Below are 24,765 nucleotides of genomic sequence, written 5' to 3'. Positions count from 1 at the left end.
TTCACACGGCCCCCGTTCACGCCGCCGCCGTCAGGGAGTGCAGCGTCTCCGACATGATCCGGGCCGGATCCGCGCCGGGCGTGTCGGGGTGGATCTCCCAGTCGGCCAGCCGCAGCGAGTTCTCCAGCACCATCCGCACCCGCGGCAGCCGCCGGGCCATGAACCGGTCCAGGGCCTGTTCGAGCGGCCCGTCCCCGGTGACCAGTTCGGCCAGCAGCACCGCGTCCTCCATGCACATGGCAGCGCCCTGCGCGATGAGCGGCGGACAGGCGTGCGCGGCGTCGCCGATCACCATCGCCCGGCCCCGGTGCCAGGGCTCGTCGACCAGCACCGTCTCGACCCAGCGGTAGTCGACCGCCGTGTCGTCCGGCAGCGCGGCGATGATCTCTCCCCACAGGCCGCCGTACCCGGCGCCGCGCTCCCGCAGCAGCGCCAGCGGGGCCCGCGGGCCGATCAGGGAGGCGTCCAGATTCTCGTCCAGGAGGTAGGCGTAGCAGCGGTCGGCGGAGATCGGGCTGTAGCCGGCCTTGAAGCGCGGACCGCCGTAGTACACCTCGTGGCACACCATCTCCGGCGGCCGTCGCGCGATCACCCGGAAGATCGACATGCCGACCGGGGACGGCTTGGCGCCGATGCCGATCAGCTCGCGCATCCGGGAGTGGATCCCGTCGGCGCCGACCATCAGGTCGTAGCGGCCGGTCGTGCCGTCGGTGAAGGTGACGTCCACCCGGTCGGCGCGCTGATCGAGGCGGTCCACGCTGAGACCGAGCCGCACGGTGACGTCGTGCGCGTGCACGGCGTCACACAGCGCGCCCTGCAGATACGACCGCAGCGCACCCGCGGTCGAGGGCAGGTCCGGCCCCCCGGTGTGCGGAGTGGGCAGCTCCGCCATCAGCGTTCCGTCGGCGCGCAGCAGTCGTAGCACGTCGAACGGCACGGCCCGCTCCAGAACCCGGTCCAGGACGCCGACGGTCCGCAGCGCCTTGAGCGCGTTGCCCTGGAGGGTGATGCCGTGGCCCACGCCGAACCACTGGGGGGAGATCTCGACGAGCTCGACGTCGGCGCCGCGCTGGGCGAGCGCGACGGACAGCACGCTTCCGGTGATGCCGCCGCCGACGACGAGCACCTTCTGTACGGGCATGGGCGATCCTTGCGGACGTAGGAACAGATGCGGGGGTCGGGTTCAACCGTCGGGTGCAGCCGTCGGGTGCAGCCGTCGGGTTGAGCCGTCGGGTTCAGCGCGGCACGGGCGCGTCGTAGTGCTCGACGGCCGGCGGCGCGGCGAAGAACGGCCCGACCAGCGCCCGCCAGCGCCCGAACCGCTTGGACTCCCGGAAGCCCACCGTGTGCGCCTCCACGGACTCCCAGCCGACCAGCAGCAGAAACCCCTGCGGCCGTTCGACGCAGCGCAGCAGCCGCGCCCACCGGAAGCCGTCGGCCTCCGCGAGCACCTCCCGCGCCGTGTCGAACACCTCCTGGAACTCCTCCTCCCGGCCGGCCTCGACGGTGAGTTGGGCATGCTCGACGACCACGGCGGACTCCGATGACTCGGCTCGGGACGGGGGTGCTCCGAGCCTGGTCGGCGGCCGTGCCGCGGTCAACGGATCCAGGCATCGCCAAGGGGCACGTCATCCATCCCGCACGGCGATGGAGCCCCGGGCGGACGGGCGGGCCGAGAGGCGGGCGCGCCGGTGATGGCAGGCATCGCCAACGGCCATTTCCCGACCGGTCGCGCAGCTCCTAGCGTCAGGGGGAATCCGATCGGACCGTACGAGGAGAGCCGCCCGTGCCAGACGATTCCCTTCCCACCCACGCCGGGCCCTTCGCCCTCGGCACGTTCCGGGCCGACTCCGCGGTCTTCCCGGGCCTGGTCACCGGGACGCGCGTGCGCGACCTGTCCGACCTGGTGGCGTCCGTCCGCGCCCTGGTCGAGGAGTGGGACGCCTGGCTGCCCCGGCTCCACGACCTGGCCGGATCCGCGCAGGGCGCCTGGCACGACCTGGCCGACCTGCGGGTCCTCGCCCCGATCGAACCGGGGCAGATCCTGCAGAGCGGCGCCAACTACCGCAAGCACGTGGTCGACCTGGTCGCCGCCGAGAAGGAGAGCGTCCACGGCGTCACCCCGGAGGCGGCCCGCGCCGACGCCGAGCAGATGATGGACGAACGGATCCGCGGCGGCGTCCCGTACGTCTTCCTCGGCTCACCGCGCGCGATGTGCGGGCCCTACGACGACATCGTGCTCCCCGCGCTCGGCGAGCAGCACGACTGGGAGCTCGAACTCGCCCTCGTCATAGGGAAGTCGGGCCGGAACATCGCGGCCGAGGACGCCTACGACCATGTCGCCGCCTACACCGTCTGCAACGACCTCACCACCCGCGACCGCCTCTACCGGCCCGACCTGAAGGCCATCGGCACGGACTGGTTCACCGCCAAGAACGCCGACACCTTCCTGCCCACCGGCCCCTTCCTGGTGCCCGCCGCCTTCGTCGGCGACCCGGACGACCTGCGGATCACCCTGCGCCACAACGGAGTCGTACGCCAGGACGAGTCGACCAAGGACATGATCTTCGGCATCCCCCGGCTCCTCGCCTATGTCTCGACGACCACCACCCTGCACCCCGGCGACCTGCTGTTGACCGGCTCCCCGGCGGGCAACGGCGCGCACTGGGGCGTGTTCCTGAAACCCGGGGACGTGCTGGAGGCGGAGATCACCGGCCTGGGCCGGCAGCGCAACACAGTCAGGAGCGCACCGTGACCACCCTCATCACCCATCTCCGCCATGTCGACCTGGCCGTACCGGACTTCGCCCGGCAACGCGCCTTCTACCGCGACACCTGGGGCCTCACCGAGGTCGCGAACGACGCCGGACTCGCCTTCTTCGCTGCCGAAGGCAGCCCCGAGCAGTACGTCGTGCGGATCCGCCAGGACGAGCGCAAGCGCATGGACCTGGTGGCCTTCGGGGCGGTGTCGGCGGCGGCCGTCGACGAACTCGCGGTCCGCCTCGGCCGGGCCGGCGTCCGGCTGATCGGCGAACCCAGGGTGCTGGACACCCCCGGCGGCGGCTACGGCCTGCGCTTCTTCGACCCCGACGGGCGGGTCGTCGAGGTCTCCGCCGACGTCGTCACCCGCGTCCACCGCAGGATCGAGGAGCGCGAGGCGATCCCGGTCCGGCTCTCCCACTGCGTGGTCAACTCCCGGGACCCCGAGGGGCTGCGGGACTTCTACGTCGAGCACCTCGGCTTCCGGCTCACCGACACCCTCTACTCCACGCACATGGGCGACCTCATGTACTTCCTGCGGTGCAGCCCGCTGCACCACTCCTTCGCCATCGCGCGCGGCCCCCATGTCTCCCTGCACCACGCCTCGTTCGAGATGCGGGGCGTCGAGGAGTACCTGCGCGGCACCGGCCGGGCGCTGCGCGCCGGGACCCGGCTCACCTGGGGTCCCGGCCGCCATCTCGCCGGCGACAACACCTTCTCCTACTTCCACGACCCGCACGGCAACACCGTCGAGTACACGACCGAACTCGCCGTCCTGGAAGAGGACCTGTGGCATCCGGGCCGCCATGACGTCGACGACCCGGTCACCCAGGACCAGTGGGGCACCGCCGACCCGATGAGCGAGTCGGTCGCCAAGGAGCAGTTCAACGACCCGGACGTGCTCTTCACCGCCCCGCCCGTCTGAACCTCCCGCAGAAAGGCCGCCGTTGTGGCAGAGATCCCGAAGCACGCCGTTCCCCGGGCCGAAGTGGCCGCCTCCCTCGACCAGGTCCGCGCGACCGTCGCCGCGGTCGTCGCGGACGTCCGCGAACGCGGCGACGCGGCCGTGCGCGCGTACTCCGAGAAGTTCGACGCCTGGAGCCCGGACTCCTTCAGGCTCTCCGCCGAGGAGGTGGAGAAGATCGTCGCGTCGGTGCCCGCGCAGGTCATCGACGACATCCGGTTCGTCCAGGGACAGGTCCGCGCCTTCGCCCGCCATCAGCTGGACTCCCTGCGGGAGTTCGAGGTGGAGACCCTGCCGGGCGTGCGGCTCGGGCAGCGGCACCTCCCCGTGCAGGCCGCCGGCGCCTACATCCCCGGCGGCCGCTACCCGCTCACCGCCTCCGCCCATATGACCGTCGTCACCGCCAAGGTGGCGGGCGTGCCGCGGGTGGTGGCCTGCACCCCGCCCATCCACGGCGAGATCCCGGCCGCGACCGTCGCCGCCATGCATCTCGCGGGCGCGGACGAGATCTGGCTGCTCGGCGGGGTGCAGGCGGTCGCCGCGATGGCCGTCGGCACGGACGCCATGCGGCCCGTGAACCTGATCGCCGGGCCCGGCAACGCCTATGTGGCCGAGGCGAAGCGGCAGTTGTTCGGCGAGATCGGCATCGACCTGTTCGCCGGGCCGACCGAGATCCTCGTCCTGGCCGACGAGCACGCCGACCCGTTCGTCTGCGCCGTCGACCTGCTCTCCCAGGCCGAGCACGGCCCCGACTCGCCGGCCGTGCTCATCAGCACCTGCCGCGAGGTCGCCGAGAAGACCATCGCCGAAGTCGAACGGCTGCTGCCCGGCATGCCCACCCGGGACTTCGCCGAGCCCGCCTGGCGCGACCACGGCCAGGTGCATGTCGTCGACACCCTCGACGAACTGTACGAACTCGCCGACGCGTTCGCCTTCGAGCATGTGGAGGTGCTGACGGCCGAGCCGCGGCTCGCGCTGGAGCGGATGACCCAGTACGGCGCCCTGTTCCTCGGCGAGGGCACCTGCGTCTCCTTCGGCGACAAGGTCATCGGCACCAACCATGTGCTGCCCACCCGGGGCGCCGCCCGCTACACCGGCGGCCTGTGGGTCGGGAAGTACCTCAAGACCGTCACCTACCAGGAGGTGACCGACCCCGGCTCCCAGGCCCTGCTCGGCCGGCTGTGCGGACGGGCCTCCCGGGTGGAGCTGTTCGAGGGCCACGCACGCTCCGGCGACGTACGGGCCGCGAAGGCGGCCGGCGACGAGCTGCCCTGGAACACCGAGTGAGCCTGCGCGGGCGCACCGCCCTCGTCACGGGCGGGGGAGGGCCGCTGGGGCGGGCGTTCGCGCTGGCCCTGGCGGACTTTGGGGCCCGGGTCGTCCTCGTCGGCCGCAACGAACAGGCCCTCGCCGAGACGGCGGCCCGGGTCGGCGACGCGGCGCGCACGGCGGTCTGCGACGTCTCCGACCCCGCCTCCGTGGCCGCACTGGCCGTCGAACTCGCCGACGAGGACGTGTCGTTGCTCGTCAACAACGCGGGCGTCGCGGGCCCGGTGAAGCCGCTCACCGACGTCGAACCCGACGAGTGGGACGCCGTGTTCGCCGCCAACGTCCGCGGGGTGTACCTGATGTGCCGGGCCTTCCTGCCGTCGATGATCGCGGCGGGCCGCGGCGACGTCGTCAACGTCGCCTCGGTCAGCGGGAAACGGCCCCTGCTCCACCGCACCCCGTACACCGCCTCCAAGATGGCGCTGCTCGGCCTGACCCGGACCCTGGCCGGCGAGGTCGGACCGCTGGGCGTCGCGGTCAACTCCCTTTCCCCGGGCCCGGTCAGGGGCCCGCGGATGGACCGCAACTTCCGGCTCACGGCCGAACTCACCGGCTGCACCGTGGCGGAGGCCGAACACGACTTCGCCTCCCGCGCCGCGCTCGGCCGACTGGTGGAGGAACACGAGGTCGCGCGAGCGCTGGTGGCGATGCTGGCCATGCCGGGCCTGTGCGGAGCCGACATCGACCTGTCGGCGGGGATGGTCGCGCCGGCGTGAGCGCTCCGCTGGAAGTGCCACGCTGCGCCGTCGTTCCGCTGCGGCGCCGTCGTGGCTGGTCGCGCAGTTCCCCGCGCCCCTTCAGGCGGCCGTGCGATCCGAGGCATCGGGTTCCGGGATGGCTGGCGACGCCACCGTACGCGTCCTCGGCTCGCGGTTCGACGTCGGCAGCTATGCGACCATCATCGCGGGCCCGGCCGCCGTCGTGCACTACGGCGACAGCACCCGCGCGGCCGTCGCCGCGCTGAACACCGAACTCGAACTCGGGCTCACCAAGGCCGAGTTTGCGGCGCTGCCGGTCCGCAACACCGTCGTGAACTCGGGTCACTTCGGCTATATGTTCTTCGGCGCGGGCACGCTCACCCTCGACGGCGGCACGGTGATCAACTCCGCGCGGGCCACCTTCCTCAACAAGGGCCAGCAGACCGCCGTCACCGTCGACGGCTCGGGCGGCGCCCGGCTCAACCCGCGCGACGGCGTCATCCTCCAGATGATCGAGCTGGACGACCCGGGCCCGGTCGACGTCGACGGCGAGATGATGAACGTCGGCGTCTACACCGAGCCCACGACCGACCCGGTCAAGAACGCCTCCTTCGACGTCACCGCCGCCCACACCGCCGACGGCTCGGCCGCCTTCACCGACATCGACCTCGTGGGCGACTTCTACAACGGCATGCGCAACGGCAAGAACATGGTCCTCACCTTCGCGGGCTCGACGGTCAGGGGCGTGATCTCGGCGACGAAGACCGCGCACCGGGTGGCGTCGATCGACGCCTCGACCTTCTACGAGCTGGGCATCGTCACCAACACCGTGCGGCCCGCCGTCAACAACGGCGCGATCGTCCGGCTGGTGAGCGGCTCCGTCTGGACGGTCACCGGGACCTCGTACCTGACCTCGCTGACCCTGGCCGCCGACGCGGCCGTGCGGGCGCCGCGCGGCAAGGCGGTGACCCTGACCGTCGACGGCACGCCGACGGCCCTCACCCCGGGCACGACCTACACGGGCGCCCTGACCCTCACCGTCGTCTGACCCCGGGAGGCGGAGCCCGACCGGCCTCCGCCTCCCGCCGAGCCCTCGTGGTCCCGGGGCGGCGGACCGCCGTAAGGTGGCACGGATGTTCAGTCCCGAAGGTCCCACCCTGCGCGAGCTCGCCGTCCAGGCCCTGTCGTCCGTCGAGCACGGCTACGACCTCCTCGCGCCGAAGTTCGACCACACGCCGTTCCGCACCCCGGAGTCGGTCCTGGACGCGGTCACCGCCGCGCTCAAGGAGTCCGGGCCGTACGAGGACGGCCTGGACCTGTGCTGCGGCACGGGCGCCGGGGTCGACGTCCTGGCCACCGTGTGCCGCAGCAGCGTCACCGGGGTCGACTTCAGCGCGGGCATGCTCGACGAGGCGCGCCGCCGGGACCGTCCGGCCGGACCGCGGGTGTCCTGGGTCCGGGCGGACGCTCGCGCCCTGCCCTTCGCGCCCCGCTTCGACCTCGTCGTCAGCTTCGGCGCGTTCGGGCACTTCCTGCCGCGCGAGCTGCCGGGTCTGTTCGCCCAGGTGCACGGCGTGCTGCGGCCGGGCGGATCCTTCGCGTTCCCCGTCATCGCCCCGCCCCGGCCGTCCGGCCCGGCCTTCTGGATGCTCCTGGGCTTCGACGCCGTGATGCGGGTGCGCAACGCCGTGTGGCGGCCGCCGTTCGTGATGTACTACCGGGCCTTCCGGCTCGGCGAGGTCCGGCGCGAACTGGAACGCGCCGGATTCCGGGTGGACCTCCGCGCCCTGCCCGAGTTCGGCACGCGGAGCGACGGAAGCCCACGGGTGCGGCTGGTCGAGGCGCGGCGGACCGACTGAGCGGCAACCCCGGGACAACCCCCGCCGGTGCTCAGAGCGCGCTGTACAGGGCGTCGACCAGCGCCTTCTTCCGCGGGTCGTCGGCGATGTGCGGCCCCATCCGGTTCATCACGTACCCGAGCGACACCCCCGCCTCCGGATCGGCGAGCCCGCAGGAGCCGCCGAAGCCGTCGTGCCCGAAGGCGCGCGGATTGGGTCCGTACGATTGCGCGGGGCCGCTCAGCCACAGCCCGAGCCCGATCTCCGTCTCGTGCCCGAGCCCGGCGCCCAGGACGAGGTCCCGGCAGCCGCCCTGCCCCTCGCGCACCCGCTCGGCCGCCTCCGGGGAGAGGACGCGCCGGCCGTCGTAGGAGCCCCGGCCGGCGAAGACGCCGTAGAGCGCGGCGACGGCCCGCGCGGTGCCGTGGCCGTTGGCGGCCGGGATCTCCGCCGCCCGCCACTGCGGCGAGTTGGCCTCGGTCGCGCCGACCACGGGGTTGGCCAGCGCCGCGAGGGCGGCGGGCGTCAACTGGCGGAAGACCGCCGCCTGTTCACTGGCCGAGCCGATCGGCGGATGCACCAGCTCGGCGGCCCGCCCGGCCTCCTTCGCCGGCAGCCCGATGGTGAAGTCGACGCCCAGCGGACCGGTCACCTCCCGCGCCAGGAAGGCCCCCGGCAGCAGCCCGGACACCCTGCGCACGACCTCCCCGACCAGGAAGCCGTAGGTGAAGGCGTGATAGCCGGACCGGGTGCCCGGCTCCCACCAGGGCTCCGTGGCGGCGAGGCGCGCGACGGTCAGCTCCCAGTCGTAGAGCTGCGCCGGCGAGTGCGGCTCGCGCAGCCCGGCCAGGCCCGCGCGGTGGGACAGCAGGTGCCGCACGAGCACCCGCTCCTTGCCCGCCGCGGCGAACTCCGGCCAGTACACGGCCACCGGCGCGTCGAGGTCGAGCAGCCCGCGGTCGGCGAGGATGTGCGCGCACAGCGCCGTCGGGCCCTTCGTCGTGGACCACACGTTGACCAGCGTGTCGCGCTCCCACGCGCGCGTGCGCGCCGCGTCGGCCCAGCCGCCCCACAGATCGACCACCGGCGCGCCGTCGACCGTGACGGCGACCGCGGCGCCCAGCTCGCCGCCGTCCCGGAAGTTCTCCTCGAAGGCCGTGCGCACCGCGGCGAACCGCGGGTCGCAGTGGCCGTGAACCTGTGGCGCGTGCTCGGACATGGGGCCTCCGTGGTCCGCCGGGACCCGACCGCGACGCTGCGACCCGGGCACCCCGAACATACCGACTGGTCGGACCGCAGGGAAGCCGCCCGGCGTCGCCCAGCGTCGCCCGACGTCGCGCGCCGCTCAGGCGTAGGAGCGCAGCCAGCGCAGCTTGACCGCCTCCTGGTAGGGGCCGCCGCCCTCGTGGTCGTTGAAGTCGTACACCTCGATCGCCTTGTCCTCGTGCGCCCAGGCGTTGAAGGCGGCGAACACGGTCGACGGCGGGCAGGTCTGGTCCTCCAGGGCCGCCGAGAACAGCGCCGGGGCCGAGCCGCGCGAGGCGAAGTGCACGGCGTCGAAATAGGAGAGCGTGCGCAGGGCGTCCTGGGTGCGGCCGCGGTGCGTCTTGAGGAACAGGCCGATCTCGCGGTACGGGTGACGGTCCGTCAGCGTCGCCGCGCGCGGGAAGTCGCACAGGAACGGCACATCCGGGGCGATCGCCGCCAGGTCCGGCATCAGACCGCCCACGGCGAGCGTGATGCCGCCGCCCTGACTCGCGCCGAGGGCCGCGGTCCGCGAGGCGTCCGTCAGCGGGTGGGAGCGGGCCGCCTCGACCGCGCGCACCGCGTCCGTGAACACCCGGCGGTAGTAGTAGTTCTCGGGGGCGTCGATGCCCCGGGTCATGAACCCGGGGTAGGAGGGCGCGCCGCCCACCGGATCCGCGGTGCCGCCCCCGCCGCCCCACGCGCTGCCCTGGCCGCGGGTGTCCATGACGAAGTGCGCGCGGCCCGTCGACGCCCACAGCAGGTGCTCGTGCGGCAGCCCGCGGCCCCCGCCGTAGCCCACGAACTGCACGACCAGCGGCAGCGGTTCCGCGGCCCCGGCCGGCAGCGTCAGCCAGCCCTTCACCGGGTGGCCGCCGAACCCGGCGAAGGTCACGTCGTACACCTGCACCGTGGCCAGCCCCGTGTCGACCGGCTCGAAGCGGGCGTCCAGATCGTGCTCGCGTGCTTCCTGGAGGGTCTTGGACCAGAAGGCGTCGAAGTCCTCGGGCTCGGTGGAGGCGCTGCGGTACTCGTGGAGCTCTTCGAGGGACAGGTCGAACAGGGGCATGCGGACCGCCTTTGCTGAGTGCCCGTACGAATGATCACACCGTACGTGGGCGGCGGGAGCCCTCGCCAGACCCCCATCGGGAGCCGCAGAGCCTGATCAGAAGCCTCAAGCGGGCCGGCGCCGGGTCCACTGCGGCTCGGTGCGGGCCCATTCCCGCTCCCACTCGTCCAGCCGGTGCCGCATCGCCGTCCGCCGGACGACGGTGTGCCCGAGCAGCAGCACGGCGGTCGCCCCGCCGGCCGCGCAGGTCGCCATGGTGAGCGTGTGCTGCCACACCATCGTGTCGCTCGGCGGCGCCGCCACGCTCCGGCCCCGGTCGTCGAACCAGACGTCCACGGTGTCGCCCCGCTGCGTGCCCTCGGGAACCCGCGCGGTGGTGGTCCGGGCCTTCTCGCCGGGCGGCGTCCAGCGCACGCTCACGCGGTACGTCTGTCCGCGGACGCCTTCCGCGGTGGGCAGGGTGTCGGGAACCTTGCCGACGACCTCGGCCCGTACCCGGTGGCGTTCGGCGCGCTGCCGGTCCGCGACCGTCTGCGCGTCGTCATGGGCCCACAGGCCGACCAGCGCCCCCGCCAGCGGCACGGCGACCAGCAGCAGCACGGCGACGACGAGCGCCGTCCACGCCTCCAAGACATCGGACCGGCGCAGCAGCGGATTGTCCCGCCAGCGCCGGTCGCGCACCCGGATTCGCATGTCGACCTCCTCGCCGTCACGCGTACGAGTGCCCTCATGAGGGTCGTACCCCGTTCGGAGTACATCGTTTCACGCATCGTGCGCGACGGCCCTTCGGGGCGGTGCTTCGGGGCGGCGAGGGCGGCCCCGGGGCGGTCAGCCGAAGCGTTCGATCCGGATGCGGTCCACCGGCTGTCCGGCCTCGACCAGCAGCCGCGAGGCGTGCTCGGCGAAGGCGTTCGAGCCGCACACGTACGCCTCCCAGCCGCCCGCGGGCCGCTCGGCGAGCAGCGGGGCCACGTGCTCGGCGGCGAGCCGTCCCACGCGCACGCCCGCCGGGGCGCTCCGGGTGAACACGGGCGTCGTCTCCGCGCCGTACTCCCGCCCGTAGATCAGCTCCTCGGGACCGCGCGCGGACACCAGCAGCCGCAGCGGCACGTCGAGACCGCGCGCCCGGTGGTGACGGACCATCGACATCAGCGGGACGACCCCGGAGCCGGCCCCGATCAGCAGCGCGGGCCGGTCGCCGGGCCAGGCGAAGAAGCCGCTGAGCGGGCCGCGCAGCTCGACCTCGTCACCGGGCTGCGCGACGGCGTGGAACCAGCCGGAGACCTCGCCGCCGTCCACCTGGTCGAGGGTCAGCTCGATGTGCCCGTCCTCGTCGGGCGCGGAGGCGATCGAGTAGTGCCGCTGGGCGGTGTAGCCGTCGGGGGCGATCAGCCGCAGCATCAGGTGCTGGCCCGGCAGATGGCCCGCCCAGGCGGGCACCGCGAACCGGAAGGTGGCCGCGTGCGGGGTCTCGCGGCGGATCTCGGTGAGCGTCGCCGTCTGCCACACGGCGGCGGCGCGGTTGCTCACGGCGATCCGGCCCGGCACGGCGAACCGGGTCAGGGGCGTGAAGGCCCCGTCGGAGGGGGTGGGGGCGGCGAGGGTCTCAGTCACCGGAGTACCTCTGCTCCTCCCAGGGGTTGCCCCGCGCGTGGTAGCCGTTCTGCTCCCAGAAGCCCGGCTCGTCGTGGTCGAGGAGGCGCAGGCCCGCGATCCACTTGGCGCTCTTCCAGAAGTACAGGTGCGGCACCAGCAGCCGCGCCGGACCGCCGTGCTCGGCCGCGAGGGGCTTGCCGTCGTAGTCCCAGGCGATCCAGGCCCGCCCCCCGGTCAGGTCGGCGAGGGGCAGGTTGGTCGTGTACCCGGTGTGCGAGTACGCCACGGCATGGGTCGCGGACGGCAGGGGCCGCACGGCCGCCAGGAACGCGTCCAGGGACACGCCCCCGAACCGCACCCCGAACTTCGACCAGCTGGTCACGCAGTGGATGTCGCCCTCGTACGCGGACTCCGGCAGCGTGTGCGCCTCGTCCCAGTCCCAGGAGCGGGGCGTCTCGACCAGCCCGTCGACGCGGAAGGTCCAGTCGGCGGGCGTGAGGTCGGGGGTGACCTCGGCGGACAGCACGGGCCAGTCGTCGCCCGCGTCGTACTGGCCGGGGGGCAGCCCCGGATCGACGACGCGCGGGCGGCCGGTGAAGCCTCGGGTGACGTTCATGGGGTTCCAGCGTCAGGGGGTGGACGGGTGACGCAGTCAACCGTACGTGCAAGCCGGCGATGCTCCGCACCGGGGCCGTCCGTCGATCATTAAGGCCGTATGAACACTCCCGCCGGCCGGGAATAGCCGTCGGCCCGCGGCCCTTGGACGTGTCGTTCCGGATCGGCGATCCAGCGGTCCGGCACCGGCGAAGGAGAGTGGGAGCAGATGCCGAAGGCGTACGTGTTCACCCGGTACGGAGGCCCGGAGACGGAGGCGCTCGTCGACCTGGAGCGGCCCCGGCCCGGGCCCGGCGAGGTGCTCGTCGCGGTGCGCGCGGCGGGGGTGAACCCCGTCGACTGGAAGCAGCGCACGGGCTACCGGCGCCCCGGCGAGAGCGCCGAGCGCGTGTTCCCCTCGGTCCTGGGCAACGAGGTGGCCGGCGTCGTGGCGGAGACCGGCGAGGACGTCACCGGGTTCGCGCCCGGCGACGAGGTGTTCGGCACCGCGGTCGCGGGCGGCTACGCCGAGTACGCGCTGCTGGCGGCCGGCATCACCGCGCACAAGCCCGCCGAGCTGTCCTTCACCGACGCCGCCACCCTGCCGGTGGCCGCCGCGACCGCCTACGACGGCGTCCATCAGCTCGGCCTGCCGACCGGGTCGACGCTGCTGGTCACCGGCGCGGGCGGCGGAGTCGGCGTCGCCGTCGTGCAGATCGCCCACGCCCTCGGACTGCGCGTCCTGGGCGTCGCGAGCGAGGGCAAGAAGGACTTCCTCGAATCGCTGGGCGCCGTGCACGTGCCGTCCGGCCCTGACTGGGCGCAGACCGCCCGCCTGGCGGCCCCGGACGGCGTCGACGGCGTCTACGACCTCGTCGGCGGCGAGGTGCTGCACGCGGCGGCGGCCCTGGTGCGGGACCCCGCCCGCCTGATCACCGCCGGAGCCCCGGCCGAGGAGGCCGAGCGGCTCGGCGGCGCCCGGGTGGCCCGCGCCCGCGACGCGGCCGTCCTGCGGGCGGTCGCGGAGCTGGTCGTCCGCGGCGACCTGAACCCGCACGTCACCCGCACCTTCCCGCTGGAACGGGCGGGCGAGGCCTTGCGCGAGGTAGAGAACGGCCACACCCGCGGCAAGGTCGTCCTGGAGATCGGAACGAACATATGAGCGCCGCCGAGTCGCCCCTCGTCGAGCCCCCGCACGTGCTCGACAACCCCGCCCGCGCCGCCCTCACCGGGCCGCACGCCCACTTCGCCGAGCGGCGGGGGCGGGTGCTGCGGTATCCCGTCGACGTCTCGCCCTGGCTGGCGCTGCCCGACGAGCCGGACGCGGACGACTGGGCGGACCTCGCCGCGCTCGCCGGACCCGGCGAGCAGGTCGCGTTGGCCGGGTTCGAGGGGGAGATCCCGGACGGCTGGGAGGTCACCTTCCGGATGGCGGGCGTGCAGTTCGTCGACGACGGGCTGGCCGCCGCCCCCGACCCGGAGGCGATCCGGCTCGGCCCCGCCGACGTGCCCGAGATCCTCGATCTGATCGCCCGCACCCAGCCGGGGCCCTTCGAGGCCCGCACCATCGAGCTCGGCGCCTACCTCGGCATCCGCCGCGACGGCGCGCTCGTCGCCATGGCCGGCGAGCGGCTCCACCCGCCCGGCTGGACCGAGATCAGCGCGGTCTGCACCGACCCCGCCTTCCGCGGCGAGGGCCTGGCGACCCGGCTGGTCCTCGCCGTCGCCCACGGCATCCGCGAACGCGGCGAGACGCCCTTCCTCCACACCTCCGCCGGCAATGTCAACGCCATCCGCCTCTACGAGGCGCTGGGCTTCCGGCTGCGCCGCGGCACGACGTTCCTGGCGGCCCGGGTTCCGGAAGGGGCGGCACGCCGGAGTCAGTCGGCCTCGGAGGCGGGGCCGGTCCACGCGTTGTAGCGCACCAGGCACTGCGCGAACCGCTCCAGATCCTCCGCCGGCCACTCGGCCAGCCGCTCCCGGAAGGCCGCGCGGCGGCTCTCGGTGACCTGGGCCAGGACGCGGCGTCCGGCCGCGGTGAGGTGGAGGAGCTGGACGCGGTGGTCCTCGGGGTCCTGCCGCCGCTCGATCAGGGCGGCGCGCTCCAGGGCGGCGACCTGCCGGCTGACCGTCGACTTGTCCAGCGCGTAGTGCGCGGCGAGGTCGGTGGCCCGGCAGCCGCCGCTCTCCTCCAGATGCCCGAGGAGCGTGTAGGACACCAGCGACAGCTCGGGATGCAGACGGCCCGCCGAGGCGCGGGCCCGCCGCGCGAAGGCCGTCATCTCCCGCTGGATCGTCTCCACGGCCTCGGCTGCCTCCACCGGCACTCCCTCACTGCTTCCCCGCTCACCTGGTTGCACCGTACAACTCGACGGGCCGGGAGTGCGGGACGGACAGCGGGAAACTACGAAGAGCATCTGATCGTTGGGGTAGTGTTGCCGTCCGGCTGCGGAGGTCCCCAGTCGCGCGAGGCCGAGGGGGTGAGACCCATTACCGCAGTGTCAGGTCGGGTGCTCTCCTCCCGTGGCGGCGTGGGCCGCCGCCCGTAGGAGACCGCGAGAGCGCCCTTCGGCATTCGAAAGGCTTCTCGGCTTCATGCCTCCACTTTCCAGTTCTTCACCGTTTTCGTCCGACGACCTGTCGTTCGGCTCCTTTGCGTTCGACGCCCATGTCGCCGCGCTGCGCGCCGCCGGATGCGTCTTCGCGGAGGACGAGGCGGAGTTGATCCGCACCGCCGCCCGGACTCCCGACGAGGCCGCCGCCATGGTGGAACGCCGCGCGTCGGGCCTGCCCCTCGAACACGTCGTCGGCTGGGCCGAGTTCCACGGTCTGCGCATCACCGTCGAGCCCGGCGTCTTCGTGCCCCGCCGCCGCACCGAGTTCCTCGTCGACCAGGCCCTCGCCGCCGCTCCGCACGCCCGCGTGGTCGTCGACCTGTGCTGCGGCTCGGGCGCGGTCGGCGCCGCCCTCGCCGCGTCCCTCGGACCGGTCGAACTGCACGCCGCGGACATCGACCCGGTCGCGGTGCGCTGCGCCGGGCGCAACGTCGCCGACTACGCGGGACACGCCTACCGGGGCGACCTGTTCGAGGCGCTGCCCGGCCGGCTGCGGGGCCGCGTCGACATCCTGGCCGCCAACGTCCCCTACGTCCCCACCGACGAGGTGCCCCTGCTGCCGGCCGAGGCCCGCGAACACGAGCCGCTCACCGCCCTCGACGGCGGCGGCGACGGACTCGACGTGCTGCGCCGGGTCGCCGCCGAGGCCCCGCACTGGCTCGCCCCCGGCGGCTGCCTCCTCGTCGAGACCGGCGAACGCCAGATCCCGGCCGCCGTCGAGGCGTTCACCCGGGCCGGTCTCGCGGTGCGGGTCGCCGAGGACGAGGAGCGCTGCGCCCATGTGCTCGTCGGGACCGGGGCGGCGAGCGGCGTCAGGTAGCGGCGCCGCTGCCCGTGGGGTCGGGGGAGCGTTCGTCGCCGCCCCGGTTCCACGGGCCGTGCCCCGGGAAACCGCCGCGCCGGTTCTCCTTGCCCCGGTCGTCGAAGGTCCCGGACAGCAGCCGGTCGGCCGTGTTCGTGTCGCCGGACCGGGTGCCGACCACGTACACCGTGTCGCCCTTCTTCGGCGGGTCGGCGGCGGAGCCTGAGGCGCCCTTGCGGGAGACGGAGGCGTCCGGACCCACCGTCCAGGTCCACGAGGCGCCGTCCTCGCTCTTGACGGTGACCTGGTCGCCGGCCGCCTTCTCGACGGTGCCGCGCTGCCAGACGCGGACCACCCAGTCCCCGGTGTCGGGGTCCTTGACGGTGGCCTCGCCGTGCGCCGCGCCCCCGCCGAGCCCCAGCCACGGGCCGCCCTTTCCGTGCCGTTCGCCCGGCCCCTCGGGGGCGGACGCGGACGGCGCCGCCGACGGCGAGCCGCCGTCGGAGCCGGTCGACGTCGCCGCGTACGCCACCGTGCCGCCGAGCGCCAGGACGGCGACGGTCGTGGCCGCGATCACCGCCCGCCCGCGCGCCGACCGGCGATGCCACAGCGCGCGCAGATCGGCGCGCTCTTGCCCCTCGTCCGCCTCGCCGACCGATCCCGAGAGCAGTTCCACCTCGTGCGGCCTTTCCGGCTCCTGCGTCACGGCTCACCCTCCTCGCCCACTCCGGGCGCCGCCGCTGCCACGCCTCACTGTGATTGTCCGAGGCGCGCGGTAAGGAAGCGGTAACAAAAGCCTGTGAATCGGGGCGCGGGGGGCGCGTCCGGCTCGGCCCGGCTCGGCCCCGGCTCAGTCCCGGGTCAGCGCCCGCGCCACCAGCAGGGCCACGTCGTCGTGGTTGGCGGGGTGGTGCAACGCCTCCAGCAGCAGGTCGCACAGCTCCTCCAGCGGCCGCACCGGATCGTCCAGCAGCGCCAGCAGCGCGTCCAGCCGTGCGTCGAGGGAGTCCGTGCGGGTCTCGACGAGCCCGTCGGTATACAGCAGGAGCTGGTCGCCGGGGGTGAAGTCCACCTCGGTCGTGGAGAACGCCACCCCGCCCACGCCCAGCGGCGCACCGGTGGGCAGGTCGAGCAGCTCCGGCGGACGGCCCGGCCGCACCCGGGCCGGCGGCAGATGCCCGGCGTTGGCGATCCGGCAGCTCCCCAGCCGTGGGTCGTGGACGGCGTACACGCAGGTGGCGATGGAGTGGTCGAGGCCCTGGGTGATCCGGTCGAGATGCTCCAGCAGGACCGCCGGATCCAGCCCGAGGGAGGCCAGCGTGGTCGTCGCGGTGCGCAGCCGGCCCATCGCGGCGGCGGCGTCGATGCCGCTGCCCATGACGTCGCCGACGACGAGCGCGGTCTTGCCGTCCTCCAGCGGGATGACGTCGAACCAGTCGCCGCCCACCTCGGTCGTGGCGCCCGCGGGCTGGTAGCGGGAGGCGACCTCGAGCCCGCCGGTGACGGGCGGATGGCTCGGCAGCAGGCTGCGCTGGAGGGTGAGCGCGGTGGTGCGGGCGTTCTGGTACCAGCGCGCGTTGTCGATCTGGACGGCCGCGCGGGCCGCCAGCTCACGGGCGAGCAGCAGGTCGTCGCGGCCGAACGGCAGGGGGTTGCGGGTCCGTTTGAGGTCCAGGGCGCCCAGCACCTCGCCGCGCGCGATGAGCGGCACGGCCAGATAGGAGTGCACGCCGGCCCGGGCCAGCAGCCGGGCCGCCTCCGGGGAGCGGGCGATGCGTCCGAGGTCCTCGTTCTTGACCTGCGCGACCATGATCGGCCGGCCCGAGCGCACGCACTCGGTGACGAGCCGGTCGGGCGCGTAGCGGGCCACCTGTCCGAGCTCGTCGGCCGCCGCCAGCGCGTCCGGCTCGTCGTCGGCCCGCACCGCCAGGGCGCGGATCACGGCCGATTCGGCGGGCCCGAGGCTGGTCCGGCGGCCCGCCACCACCGCGTCGAGCAGATCCACCGCGGCGACGTCGGCCAGCTCCGGCACCGCCACGTCGGCCAGTTCGCAGGCCGTGCGTTCCAGGTCCAGGGTGGTGCCGATGCGGGCCGAGGCGTCGGCGATCAGCGTCAGCCGGCGGCGCGCCGCCTCCGCCTCGACGGCCGCCCGGTGCTGGTCGGTGATGTCCGCGACCGACGCGGCCAGGCCCAGGACCGTGCCCCGGCCGTCCTCCAGGCGGTACATGGACACCGACCAGGCGTGGTCGTCGTCCGGGGAGGCGGCGGTGCGTCCGACCGTGTGCCAGGCGACGAGCGGCACCCCGGTGCGCAGCACTTCGAGGGCGGCGGCGTCCAGGGTCTCGGTGTCCAGCCGGGGCAGCAGCTCGCGGACCCGCCGGCCGAGGTGCTCCCCGGCCGGCAGCCCGTTGATCCGGGCCAGCGCGGGGTTGACCGACACGAACCGCAGCTCGGTGTCGAGGACGGCGAGACCGATCGGCGACTGCTCGACCATCCGGGTGGACAGGGCGACGTCCCGCTCCAGCCGGTGCACCGTCGTCTGGTCGGCGGCGAGACCGAGGGCGTAGATCCCGCCCTGGTCGTCCAGGAGCCGCATGTTGCGGAACTCCACCAGCCGGGTGGTGCCGTCCTTGCGCCGGACGGGGAACGCCCCGGCCCAGCTCTGGCCGGTGGCCATGACGTCCGCGAAGAGTTTCACGACGAGGTCGACGTGCCGCTCGTGCACCATCACCCGGGCCGCGTACCGGCCCAGCGCCTCCTGCGCCGAATAGCCGAACAACTCCTCGGCCTGGGGGCTCCACAGCACGATGTGGCCGTCGGTGTCGAGCACCACCGAGGCCACGCTCAGCACGTCCAGCAGCCAGCTCGGCCCGGTGGGGCCACCGCCCTCGGCTGCGGACGATCCGGCTGCACTCATGCCACGCACCGCCTCCGCATGTCGCCGCGGCACGCCGTCCCCCGTGCCGACTCCCCCTGTTCTACCGTGCTCAACCCGTTTCTCCCACGCCTTGGGCGTCCTTCTTCATGCTCCTCCGGTACGGCGTTGCACGCCGTTCTCCTCAGGGTCCACCGCTGTTGATCCGGATTGGTCTGTACATGACTATCACGGAAGGCCAGACTGTCCGCCGAGCGCGCCCCCACCTCCCCCTCGACGAGGAGCCCCATGTCCCTGCGCCCTGCCCGCAGCCGTCCCTCCGCGGCCCGCACCGCGTTACTCGCGCTGGCCGTCGCCGCCGTCACCGCCCTCTCGGCGGCTCCGCCCGCCGCGGCCGCCGACACCTTGACCGAGGTCGGATCCGACCGCGCCGACCCGTTGACCGAGAGCCAGGGGCTGACGTCGGTCGAGGTCCCGGCGAACAGCGGCAACCGCTACACCGGCATCGGCACCATCCCGCTCTCCGTGTCCAGCCGGGGCTGGAACCACGTCGGCGACCCGGACGCCTCCTACGACGGCTACTACGTGGAGCCCTACCAGAGCGACTCGGGCGCCGCGAAGATGTACCGCGTGCAGGCCCCCGGCGGCGGCTGGTCGGAGTACGTCCACGCGCTGGGCTCCGGCGAGGCCCTGAACAACTCCTGGGTGGCGATCACGCCGAACAGCCGCTGGATGCTGTCGGGGGAGTACGGCACCATGACCCGGCTTCTCGTCTTCCCGACCCCCGGCGCCAACCCCGCCACCTCCCCCTCGGCGAACCTGCCGCAGGTCTCCACCGTCCGCCTCGACCACGCCGTCCGGGATGTCCAGGGCTGCGACTTCACCGGCCCGACCACCCTGCTGTGCTCCTCCGACGACCCGGCCGGCACGCTCTTCGGCGTCACCAAGCCCCTTCTGCAGATCGACCTCTCCGCCGAGCCGAACGGCGCCTCCGACGTCACCGGCCATGTCACGGCCCTGCGGCAGCTCCCGCTGCGCAGCTCCTGCTCGGGCGCCTTCGAGGCGGAGGGCATCGACTACGACCGCCGCACCGGCACCCTGCGGGTGATCGTCGTCTCGCCCGGCTTCTGTGTGCTGACGGACAGCAAGACATATCGGTTCACCAAGAACTGAGCCCTCACTGGTCCCGCGCGGCCAGTGGTGCTTTTCTGGGGTTGTGGCGCGGCTCGCGGGGAACCCGCCGAGGCGCGCCGCCGCCACGAGAGGAGCGACCACGATGGATCGTGAGCGTCTGCACGAGGAGCCCGTCTCCCTCGAGATCAGTGGATGCACCAAGGAGGACGCCCGGATCGTGTTCGACGCGCTGAACACGTGCTTCGAGTCCGACCGGGGCGCCGACGAGGCGCCGCAGCAGCTCCATGAGACCCGGCCGATGGTGTGGCTCGGCACCTTCGAGGTCACCGACGCCCGTGCGTGCCCGCCGCCCGCCCGGCTCTCGTCCTCCGTGGAGGCCGACGCGCAGGGCGGCTACTGGGCGATCGAGCGGCTGCGCATCACGCTGGACTCCCTGTTCGCGGTGCGCGACCTCGCCTCCGCCTCCGGGGACCAGGAACGCGAACTGCACGTGCTGCTCGAAAGCCGGTGACCTGCGGCACAGTCCGGGATCCGATTGTGCAACTAGTTGCACAACCCGTGCGCGGTCCTCTAGAACTGAGGGCGACCAATGCCGCGCACGGAGGCCGCCATGAGCCGATACCCCCACCTGCTGAGCCCGCTCGACCTGGGCTTCACCACGCTGCCGAACCGCGTCCTGATGGGCTCGATGCACGTCGGCCTGGAGGAGGCCGAGCGCGGCTTCGAGCGCATGGCCGCGTTCTACGCCGCCCGGGCCCGCGGCGGAGTGGGGCTCATCGTCACGGGCGGCATCGCCCCCAACGACGAGGGCCGGCCCTACGAGGGCGGCGCCAAGCTCACCACCGACGCGGAGGCCGAGCAGCACCGGACGATCACCGACGCGGTGCACCGCGAGGGCGGCCGGATCGCGCTGCAGATCCTGCACTTCGGCCGCTACGCCTACCACGCGGACCTGGTCGCCCCGAGCCCCCTCCAGGCCCCCATCAGCCCCTTCCCGCCCCGCGAGCTCACCGACGCCGACGTCGAGCGCACGATCGACGACTACGCCCGCACCGCCCGCCTCGCCCGCCAGGCCGGCTACGACGGCGTCGAGATCATGGGCTCCGAGGGCTATCTCATCAACGAGTTCATCGCCGCGCAGACCAACCACCGCACCGACCGCTGGGGCGGCTCCTACGCGCACCGGATGCGCTTCCCGGTCGAGATCGTCCGGCGGGTGCGCGAGGCGGTCGGCGCGGACTTCATCGTCGTCTACCGGCTGTCCATGCTGGACCTCGTGCCCGGCGGCTCCACGCTCGACGAGGTCGTCACCCTCGCCCGAGCCGTCGAAGCGGCCGGCGCGACCATCATCAACACCGGCATCGGCTGGCACGAGGCCCGGATCCCCACCATCGCCACCTCGGTGCCGCGCGGCGCCTACACCTGGGTGACGAAGAAGCTCATGGGCGCGGTCTCCGTGCCGCTCGTCACCACCAACCGCATCAACACCCCCGAACTCGCCGAGCAGTTGCTCGCCGAGGGCTGCGCGGACATGGTGTCGATGGCCCGCCCGATGCTCGCCGACCCCGAGTTCGTGGCCAAGGCCGCGGCGGGCCGGCCCGAGGCCATCAACACCTGCATCGGCTGCAACCAGGCCTGCCTCGACCACACCTTCAGCGGGAAGATCACCTCCTGCCTGGTCAACCCGCGCGCCTGCCACGAGACCGAGCTGGTCCTCGCCCCGACCCGGCTGCGCAAACGCGTCGCCGTGGTGGGCGCGGGACCCGCCGGACTCGCCTGCGCGGTGTCCGCGGCCGAGCGCGGCCACGAGGTCACGCTGTACGACGCGGCCGGCGAGGTCGGCGGCCAGCTCAACGTCGCCCGCCAGGTCCCCGGCAAGCAGGAGTTCGACGAGACCCTGCGCTACTTCCGCCACCGGCTCGACGAGCACGGCGTGGACGTCCGCCTCGACACGCGCGTGGCGGCGGGCGACCTGGTGGACTACGACGAGGTCGTCGTCGCCACCGGCGTCGTCCCGCGCACCCCCGACATCCCCGGCGTCGACCACCCGAGCGTCGTCGGCTATCTCGACGTCCTGCGCGACAAGGTGCCCGTCGGCGACCGGGTCGCGATCCTCGGCGCGGGCGGCATCGGCTTCGACGTCGCCGAGTTCCTCACCGACGGCGGCGACAAGGCGCACGAGGACCCGGCGGCCTACTTCCGCCAGTGGGGCGTCGACCTCGACTACCGGGCCCCCGGCGGACTCGCGGCCCCCGAACGCCCCGCCCCGCCGCGCACGGTCCACCTCCTGCAGCGCAGGACGACCAAGGTCGGCTCGGGCCTCGGCAAGACCACCGGCTGGATCCACCGCGCCGAGCTCAAGCACCGGGGCGTGCGCATGGTCCCGGGGGTGCGCTACGACCGCATCGACGACGCCGGACTGCATGTCACCGTCGGCGGGCAGAGCACCGTCCTGGAGGTCGACACCGTCGTGCTGTGCACCGGCCAGGACCCGCGCCGGGAGCTGTACGACGCGCTGGTCGCCGCGGGCGCCGAGGCACACCTCATCGGCGGCGCCGACGTCGCGGCCGAACTGGACGCCAAGCGCGCGATCCAGCAGGGCACTGAGCTGGCGGCGGCGCTGTAAAGCGTCGTCGTGGACCGTCCGGGCGCGTCCTTAGGATGGCTGGCATGTCACTCCCGCACGCGATCCTCACCGCCCTGCTCGAGCGGCCCTCGTCCGGGCTGGAGCTGACCCGCCGGTTCGACAGGTCGATCGGCTACTTCTGGTCGGCGACGCACCAGCAGATCTATCGCGAGCTGGGACGACTGGAGGCCGACGGCCAGATCCGCGCCCTGCCGACCGAGGCGCCGGCCCGCGGCCAGAAGAAGGCCTACGAGGTCCTGCCCGCGGGCCGCGCCGAACTCGCCCGCTGGACGGCGGCCGCCCAGGACCCCAAGCCGCACCGCGACGCCATGCTGCTGCGGCTGCGCGCCGCGGCCGTCGTCGGCACCGCGGGTCTGGAGGCCGACCTGCGCCGCCATCTCAAGCTGCACCGACGGCAGTTGACCGAGTACGAGGAGATCGAGAAGCGCGACTTCCCGCCGGGCGACGAGAGCGCGCAGGCCAGGCTGCAGCACCTGGTCCTGCGCGCGGGCATCGAGCTGGAGACCTTCTGGACCCAGTGGCTCACCGAGGCCCTGGAGGGCCTGCCCACGGTGGCGGACCCGGGCGACTGAGCGCTCCGCGCAGATGTCAGCGCCCCGCGCCCCCTCAGGGCGCTGCTCAGAGCCGGTACGGCTTCGAGCGGCGGCGCAGGAACCAGGCCGCCGTGATGACGCCCGCCCCCACCAGCGCGCCGCCGACCCCCATGGTGACGGGGCCGACGTCCCGGGCCGCGCCGCCGAGACCGCCCATGACCCCGCGCGAGGGCGAGGCCGTCGCCGAGATCGTCGGCGTGGACGGAGCCGAGACGATCACGGACTGGGTGCCCGCGGTGTTGCCGTTGGAGCACATGACGACGACGGTGTACGTGCCCGGGGAGACGCCCGACCAGGCCGCGGACTGGCCGGCGGTCGTCCCGGACAGCGCCACCTGACGCCCCTGGGCGAAGCTCGCCTGGCCGCTGGCCAGCAGCGCCGCCGTGCCCCAGCTGCCGTTGAGCAGCGTGCAGGCGCTGGTCACCACCGACACCGTGGAGCCGGTCGTGCTGACGGAGATGCCCGAGATCCGGGCGGCGGCCGGCCCGGGGGCCAGTGCGAGGGGCAGCGCGGCGGCGGCTGCCAAGGTCAGTCCTGAGCGGACGAGAAAACGGGGAATGCGCATCGGACGTCCTCCGGCGGCGGCACGGTCAGCGGTACATCCCTTGCGCCGCCGAGGGGTCGGGTACGCCCGTGCTGCCCTCAAGGCGCAGCCAACGTGCCCCGGCCCCGGCCCGCATGCGGACCGCGACCGGGCAGGTGACGGATTCCATCGGACGGCCCATGCGGGAGCCGTCACCGGCCGGCGCCGGTGGTCACCGTCCGCTCCGCCGAGAAGGCGCCCCATGTGCCGTCCGGCAGCCGGGCCCGCAGCCGCACGCGATGCCGGGCCCCCGCCTCGTCCTCCCGCCCCGCGTAGAAGCTGTAGGTCGCCCTCCCCGCGGGCGGGTTCCCGCCCCACACCAGCGAGGTGGCCGGCTGTCCGTCGAGCTGGATCTGGTACTCGGCGACCACGCCGTCCACCCGCGGCGGCACCCAGGACAGGTCGATGTAGTAGGCGCCGTCGGCGAGGTGAGCGGCGGCCCGGAAGTCGGCCGGCGCGGTGTCCGACCCCTCGTCCGCGCCCGGCTCGGTGGTGACGCGCACCGGCGGACCGGCGGGCGAGGCGTTGTCGGCCGCGTCCCGGGCCCGGACGGTGAACGAGTAGCGCGTGCCCGGCCGCAGCCCCGTGACCACCGTCGCCGTCTGGCCCCCGCCGACGCTGTGGATCTTCACACCGCCCTGCTGGACGTCGTACGACACGACCTTGACGTCGTCCGTCGACGCCGACCAGGACAGCTGGACGGCCCGGCTCCCGACGGCCCGGCCGGTCACCCCGCCCGGCGCGGTCGGGGCCGAGGAGTCCGCCGCCCCGGCCGCCGGCGTCGTGGCCCGCACCTCCCGGCTGCGCGGCCCGAGCCGCCCCTCGGCGTCACGGGCCCGCACGGTGAACACGTAACTCGTGGCGGGCGACAGGCGGACGACGTCCAGCATGCGCGCGGAGCCCGGAACGTCGCCGACCTTCGTGCCGCCGCGGTACACCTCGTACGCGTCGACGGCCGGATGCGCGGCGACCGCGTTCCACATCACGTGCACGCTCGTCGCGCTGCCGGCCTCCGCGGTGACCCCCGTCGGAGCGCCGGGCCCACCTCCGTCGTCGGCGGCGCTCGCGGCGCACCCGCACGCCAGGGCCGCCACCAGCGCCCACACCCCGATCCACAGCGCAACGCGTCGCACGGCTTCGCCTCGCCTCCCGGCCCGGCACGGCGGCAATGGTCCGGACCAATATGCCGTGGTGGCGCGAGCACATCAAGAGGGCGGGCGGCCCGTATGCTGAAGGTCCTCGCGGCCGAACTCAACCTGCGTGCTCATGAGTTCAGGCCGGTGGCGCGGACCGCTGTCGTCGCTGTTCCCGCGCCGGCGGAGTGGCCCGGGGCCCGGAGCTCTGGTTGCCGGTGCTCGCGCACGTCCAGACCTGGATCGTCCGGCCCGAGCTGCCGGTGTCCGCGTCCAGACAGCGGGGCACCT

Annotated in this window: 25 protein-coding genes; 13 read left to right on the top strand and 12 right to left on the bottom strand. The window is 73.7% G+C overall.

Going from position 1 to position 24,765, the window contains the following annotated elements:
• Nucleotides 1-16 precede the first annotated feature (16 nt).
• Both ACWCPF_RS18070 and ACWCPF_RS18065 read right to left on the bottom strand, forming a co-directional pair.
• Nucleotides 17-1,141: an FAD-dependent monooxygenase gene (locus tag ACWCPF_RS18070; protein ID WP_451046010.1), complete on the bottom strand. Its 1,125-nt coding sequence runs from the start codon at nt 1,139-1,141 to the stop codon at nt 17-19.
• 94 nt (nt 1,142-1,235) lie between these two features.
• Nucleotides 1,236-1,532: an antibiotic biosynthesis monooxygenase family protein gene (locus tag ACWCPF_RS18065; protein WP_451046009.1), complete on the bottom strand. Its 297-nt coding sequence runs from the start codon at nt 1,530-1,532 to the stop codon at nt 1,236-1,238.
• A 254-nt stretch (nt 1,533-1,786) separates the two neighbouring features.
• Between ACWCPF_RS18065 and ACWCPF_RS18060 the strand changes: the two genes are divergently transcribed.
• The 6 genes from ACWCPF_RS18060 (at nt 1,787) to ACWCPF_RS18035 (ending at nt 7,609) form a co-directional block, all read left to right on the top strand.
• On the top strand, nt 1,787-2,755 hold the full coding sequence (locus ACWCPF_RS18060; protein ID WP_451046008.1) for a fumarylacetoacetate hydrolase family protein: 969 nt from the start codon (nt 1,787-1,789) through the stop codon (nt 2,753-2,755).
• Nucleotides 2,752-3,684: a VOC family protein gene (locus tag ACWCPF_RS18055; RefSeq protein ID WP_451046007.1), complete on the top strand. Its 933-nt coding sequence runs from the start codon at nt 2,752-2,754 to the stop codon at nt 3,682-3,684. The genes ACWCPF_RS18060 and ACWCPF_RS18055 overlap by 4 nt, the downstream gene beginning before the upstream one ends.
• Before the next feature lie 24 nt (nt 3,685-3,708).
• Complete coding sequence (gene hisD / locus ACWCPF_RS18050; RefSeq protein ID WP_451046006.1) at nt 3,709-5,010, top strand: histidinol dehydrogenase; 1,302 nt, start codon at nt 3,709-3,711, stop codon at nt 5,008-5,010.
• A complete protein-coding gene (locus ACWCPF_RS18045; RefSeq protein ID WP_451046005.1) occupies nt 5,007-5,768 on the top strand; it encodes an SDR family NAD(P)-dependent oxidoreductase in 762 nt (253 codons plus the stop codon). The genes hisD and ACWCPF_RS18045 overlap by 4 nt, the downstream gene beginning before the upstream one ends.
• 118 nt (nt 5,769-5,886) lie before the next feature.
• The gene (locus ACWCPF_RS18040; protein WP_451046004.1) at nt 5,887-6,798 is read left to right on the top strand and encodes a hypothetical protein; all 912 of its coding nucleotides are present in this window, start codon (nt 5,887-5,889) and stop codon (nt 6,796-6,798) included.
• A gap of 85 nt (nt 6,799-6,883) precedes the next feature.
• Nucleotides 6,884-7,609, top strand: coding sequence for a class I SAM-dependent methyltransferase (locus tag ACWCPF_RS18035; protein ID WP_451046003.1), 726 nt, complete (start codon nt 6,884-6,886; stop codon nt 7,607-7,609).
• A gap of 31 nt (nt 7,610-7,640) precedes the next feature.
• Here ACWCPF_RS18035 and ACWCPF_RS18030 read toward each other — a convergent pair whose 3' ends face one another.
• From ACWCPF_RS18030 to ACWCPF_RS18010, 5 genes are all read right to left on the bottom strand, one after another.
• The gene (locus ACWCPF_RS18030; protein WP_451046002.1) at nt 7,641-8,807 is read right to left on the bottom strand and encodes a serine hydrolase domain-containing protein; all 1,167 of its coding nucleotides are present in this window, start codon (nt 8,805-8,807) and stop codon (nt 7,641-7,643) included.
• A 126-nt stretch (nt 8,808-8,933) separates the two neighbouring features.
• Complete coding sequence (locus ACWCPF_RS18025; protein ID WP_451046001.1) at nt 8,934-9,902, bottom strand: acetylxylan esterase; 969 nt, start codon at nt 9,900-9,902, stop codon at nt 8,934-8,936.
• A gap of 105 nt (nt 9,903-10,007) precedes the next feature.
• Complete coding sequence (locus ACWCPF_RS18020) at nt 10,008-10,595, bottom strand: Rv1733c family protein (protein ID WP_451046000.1); 588 nt, start codon at nt 10,593-10,595, stop codon at nt 10,008-10,010.
• A 135-nt stretch (nt 10,596-10,730) separates the two neighbouring features.
• Nucleotides 10,731-11,516, bottom strand: coding sequence for a ferredoxin reductase (locus tag ACWCPF_RS18015; protein ID WP_451045999.1), 786 nt, complete (start codon nt 11,514-11,516; stop codon nt 10,731-10,733).
• Complete coding sequence (locus ACWCPF_RS18010; RefSeq protein WP_451045998.1) at nt 11,509-12,114, bottom strand: sulfite oxidase-like oxidoreductase; 606 nt, start codon at nt 12,112-12,114, stop codon at nt 11,509-11,511. The genes ACWCPF_RS18015 and ACWCPF_RS18010 overlap by 8 nt, the downstream gene beginning before the upstream one ends.
• Nucleotides 12,115-12,321: 207 nt before the next feature.
• Here ACWCPF_RS18010 and ACWCPF_RS18005 point away from each other — a divergent pair, with 207 nt between their 5' ends.
• Nucleotides 12,322-13,254, top strand: coding sequence for an NADP-dependent oxidoreductase (locus ACWCPF_RS18005; protein WP_451045997.1), 933 nt, complete (start codon nt 12,322-12,324; stop codon nt 13,252-13,254).
• Complete coding sequence (locus ACWCPF_RS18000) at nt 13,251-14,012, top strand: GNAT family N-acetyltransferase (RefSeq protein WP_451045996.1); 762 nt, start codon at nt 13,251-13,253, stop codon at nt 14,010-14,012. Before ACWCPF_RS18005 ends, ACWCPF_RS18000 begins: the two co-directional genes overlap by 4 nt.
• On the opposite strand, the gene ACWCPF_RS17995 is transcribed toward ACWCPF_RS18000, so the two are convergent.
• Nucleotides 13,973-14,413, bottom strand: coding sequence for a MarR family winged helix-turn-helix transcriptional regulator (locus ACWCPF_RS17995; RefSeq protein WP_451045995.1), 441 nt, complete (start codon nt 14,411-14,413; stop codon nt 13,973-13,975). The two genes, ACWCPF_RS18000 and ACWCPF_RS17995, sit on opposite strands and share 40 nt — an antisense overlap.
• Before the next feature lie 274 nt (nt 14,414-14,687).
• On the opposite strand from ACWCPF_RS17995, the gene ACWCPF_RS17990 reads away from it, so the two are divergent.
• Nucleotides 14,688-15,527, top strand: a complete 840-nt coding sequence (locus ACWCPF_RS17990; RefSeq protein WP_451045994.1) for a putative protein N(5)-glutamine methyltransferase — start codon at nt 14,688-14,690, stop codon at nt 15,525-15,527.
• On the opposite strand, the gene ACWCPF_RS17985 is transcribed toward ACWCPF_RS17990, so the two are convergent.
• Both ACWCPF_RS17985 and ACWCPF_RS17980 read right to left on the bottom strand, forming a co-directional pair.
• Complete coding sequence (locus tag ACWCPF_RS17985; protein ID WP_451045993.1) at nt 15,520-16,215, bottom strand: hypothetical protein; 696 nt, start codon at nt 16,213-16,215, stop codon at nt 15,520-15,522. The two genes, ACWCPF_RS17990 and ACWCPF_RS17985, sit on opposite strands and share 8 nt — an antisense overlap.
• 144 nt (nt 16,216-16,359) lie before the next feature.
• Entirely contained in the window at nt 16,360-18,426 is a 2,067-nt protein-coding gene (locus ACWCPF_RS17980; protein ID WP_451045992.1) for a SpoIIE family protein phosphatase, read from the bottom strand.
• Nucleotides 18,427-18,672: 246 nt separating this feature from the next.
• On the opposite strand from ACWCPF_RS17980, the gene ACWCPF_RS17975 reads away from it, so the two are divergent.
• The 4 genes from ACWCPF_RS17975 (at nt 18,673) to ACWCPF_RS17960 (ending at nt 22,737) form a co-directional block, all read left to right on the top strand.
• Nucleotides 18,673-19,557, top strand: coding sequence for a hypothetical protein (locus ACWCPF_RS17975; RefSeq protein ID WP_451045991.1), 885 nt, complete (start codon nt 18,673-18,675; stop codon nt 19,555-19,557).
• 103 nt (nt 19,558-19,660) lie between these two features.
• A complete protein-coding gene (locus ACWCPF_RS17970) occupies nt 19,661-20,029 on the top strand; it encodes a hypothetical protein (protein ID WP_451045990.1) in 369 nt (122 codons plus the stop codon).
• Nucleotides 20,030-20,128: 99 nt separating this feature from the next.
• Nucleotides 20,129-22,144 (top strand): oxidoreductase, encoded by a 2,016-nt coding sequence (locus tag ACWCPF_RS17965; protein WP_451045989.1) that lies wholly within the window; start codon nt 20,129-20,131, stop codon nt 22,142-22,144.
• Between the two features lie 44 nt (nt 22,145-22,188).
• On the top strand, nt 22,189-22,737 hold the full coding sequence (locus tag ACWCPF_RS17960) for a PadR family transcriptional regulator (RefSeq protein WP_451045988.1): 549 nt from the start codon (nt 22,189-22,191) through the stop codon (nt 22,735-22,737).
• 46 nt (nt 22,738-22,783) lie between these two features.
• Here the strand turns inward: ACWCPF_RS17960 and ACWCPF_RS17955 are convergent, their stop codons facing one another.
• Entirely contained in the window at nt 22,784-23,323 is a 540-nt protein-coding gene (locus ACWCPF_RS17955; RefSeq protein WP_451045987.1) for a hypothetical protein, read from the bottom strand.
• A gap of 170 nt (nt 23,324-23,493) precedes the next feature.
• A complete protein-coding gene (locus ACWCPF_RS17950) occupies nt 23,494-24,474 on the bottom strand; it encodes a fibronectin type III domain-containing protein (RefSeq protein WP_451045986.1) in 981 nt (326 codons plus the stop codon).
• Nucleotides 24,475-24,765: the final 291 nt, after the last annotated feature.

The organism is Streptomyces sp. NPDC001858, assembly GCF_053594615.1.
Note: the sequence above shows the minus strand (reverse complement) of the source record. Positions and strands in the feature narration are given on the sequence as shown.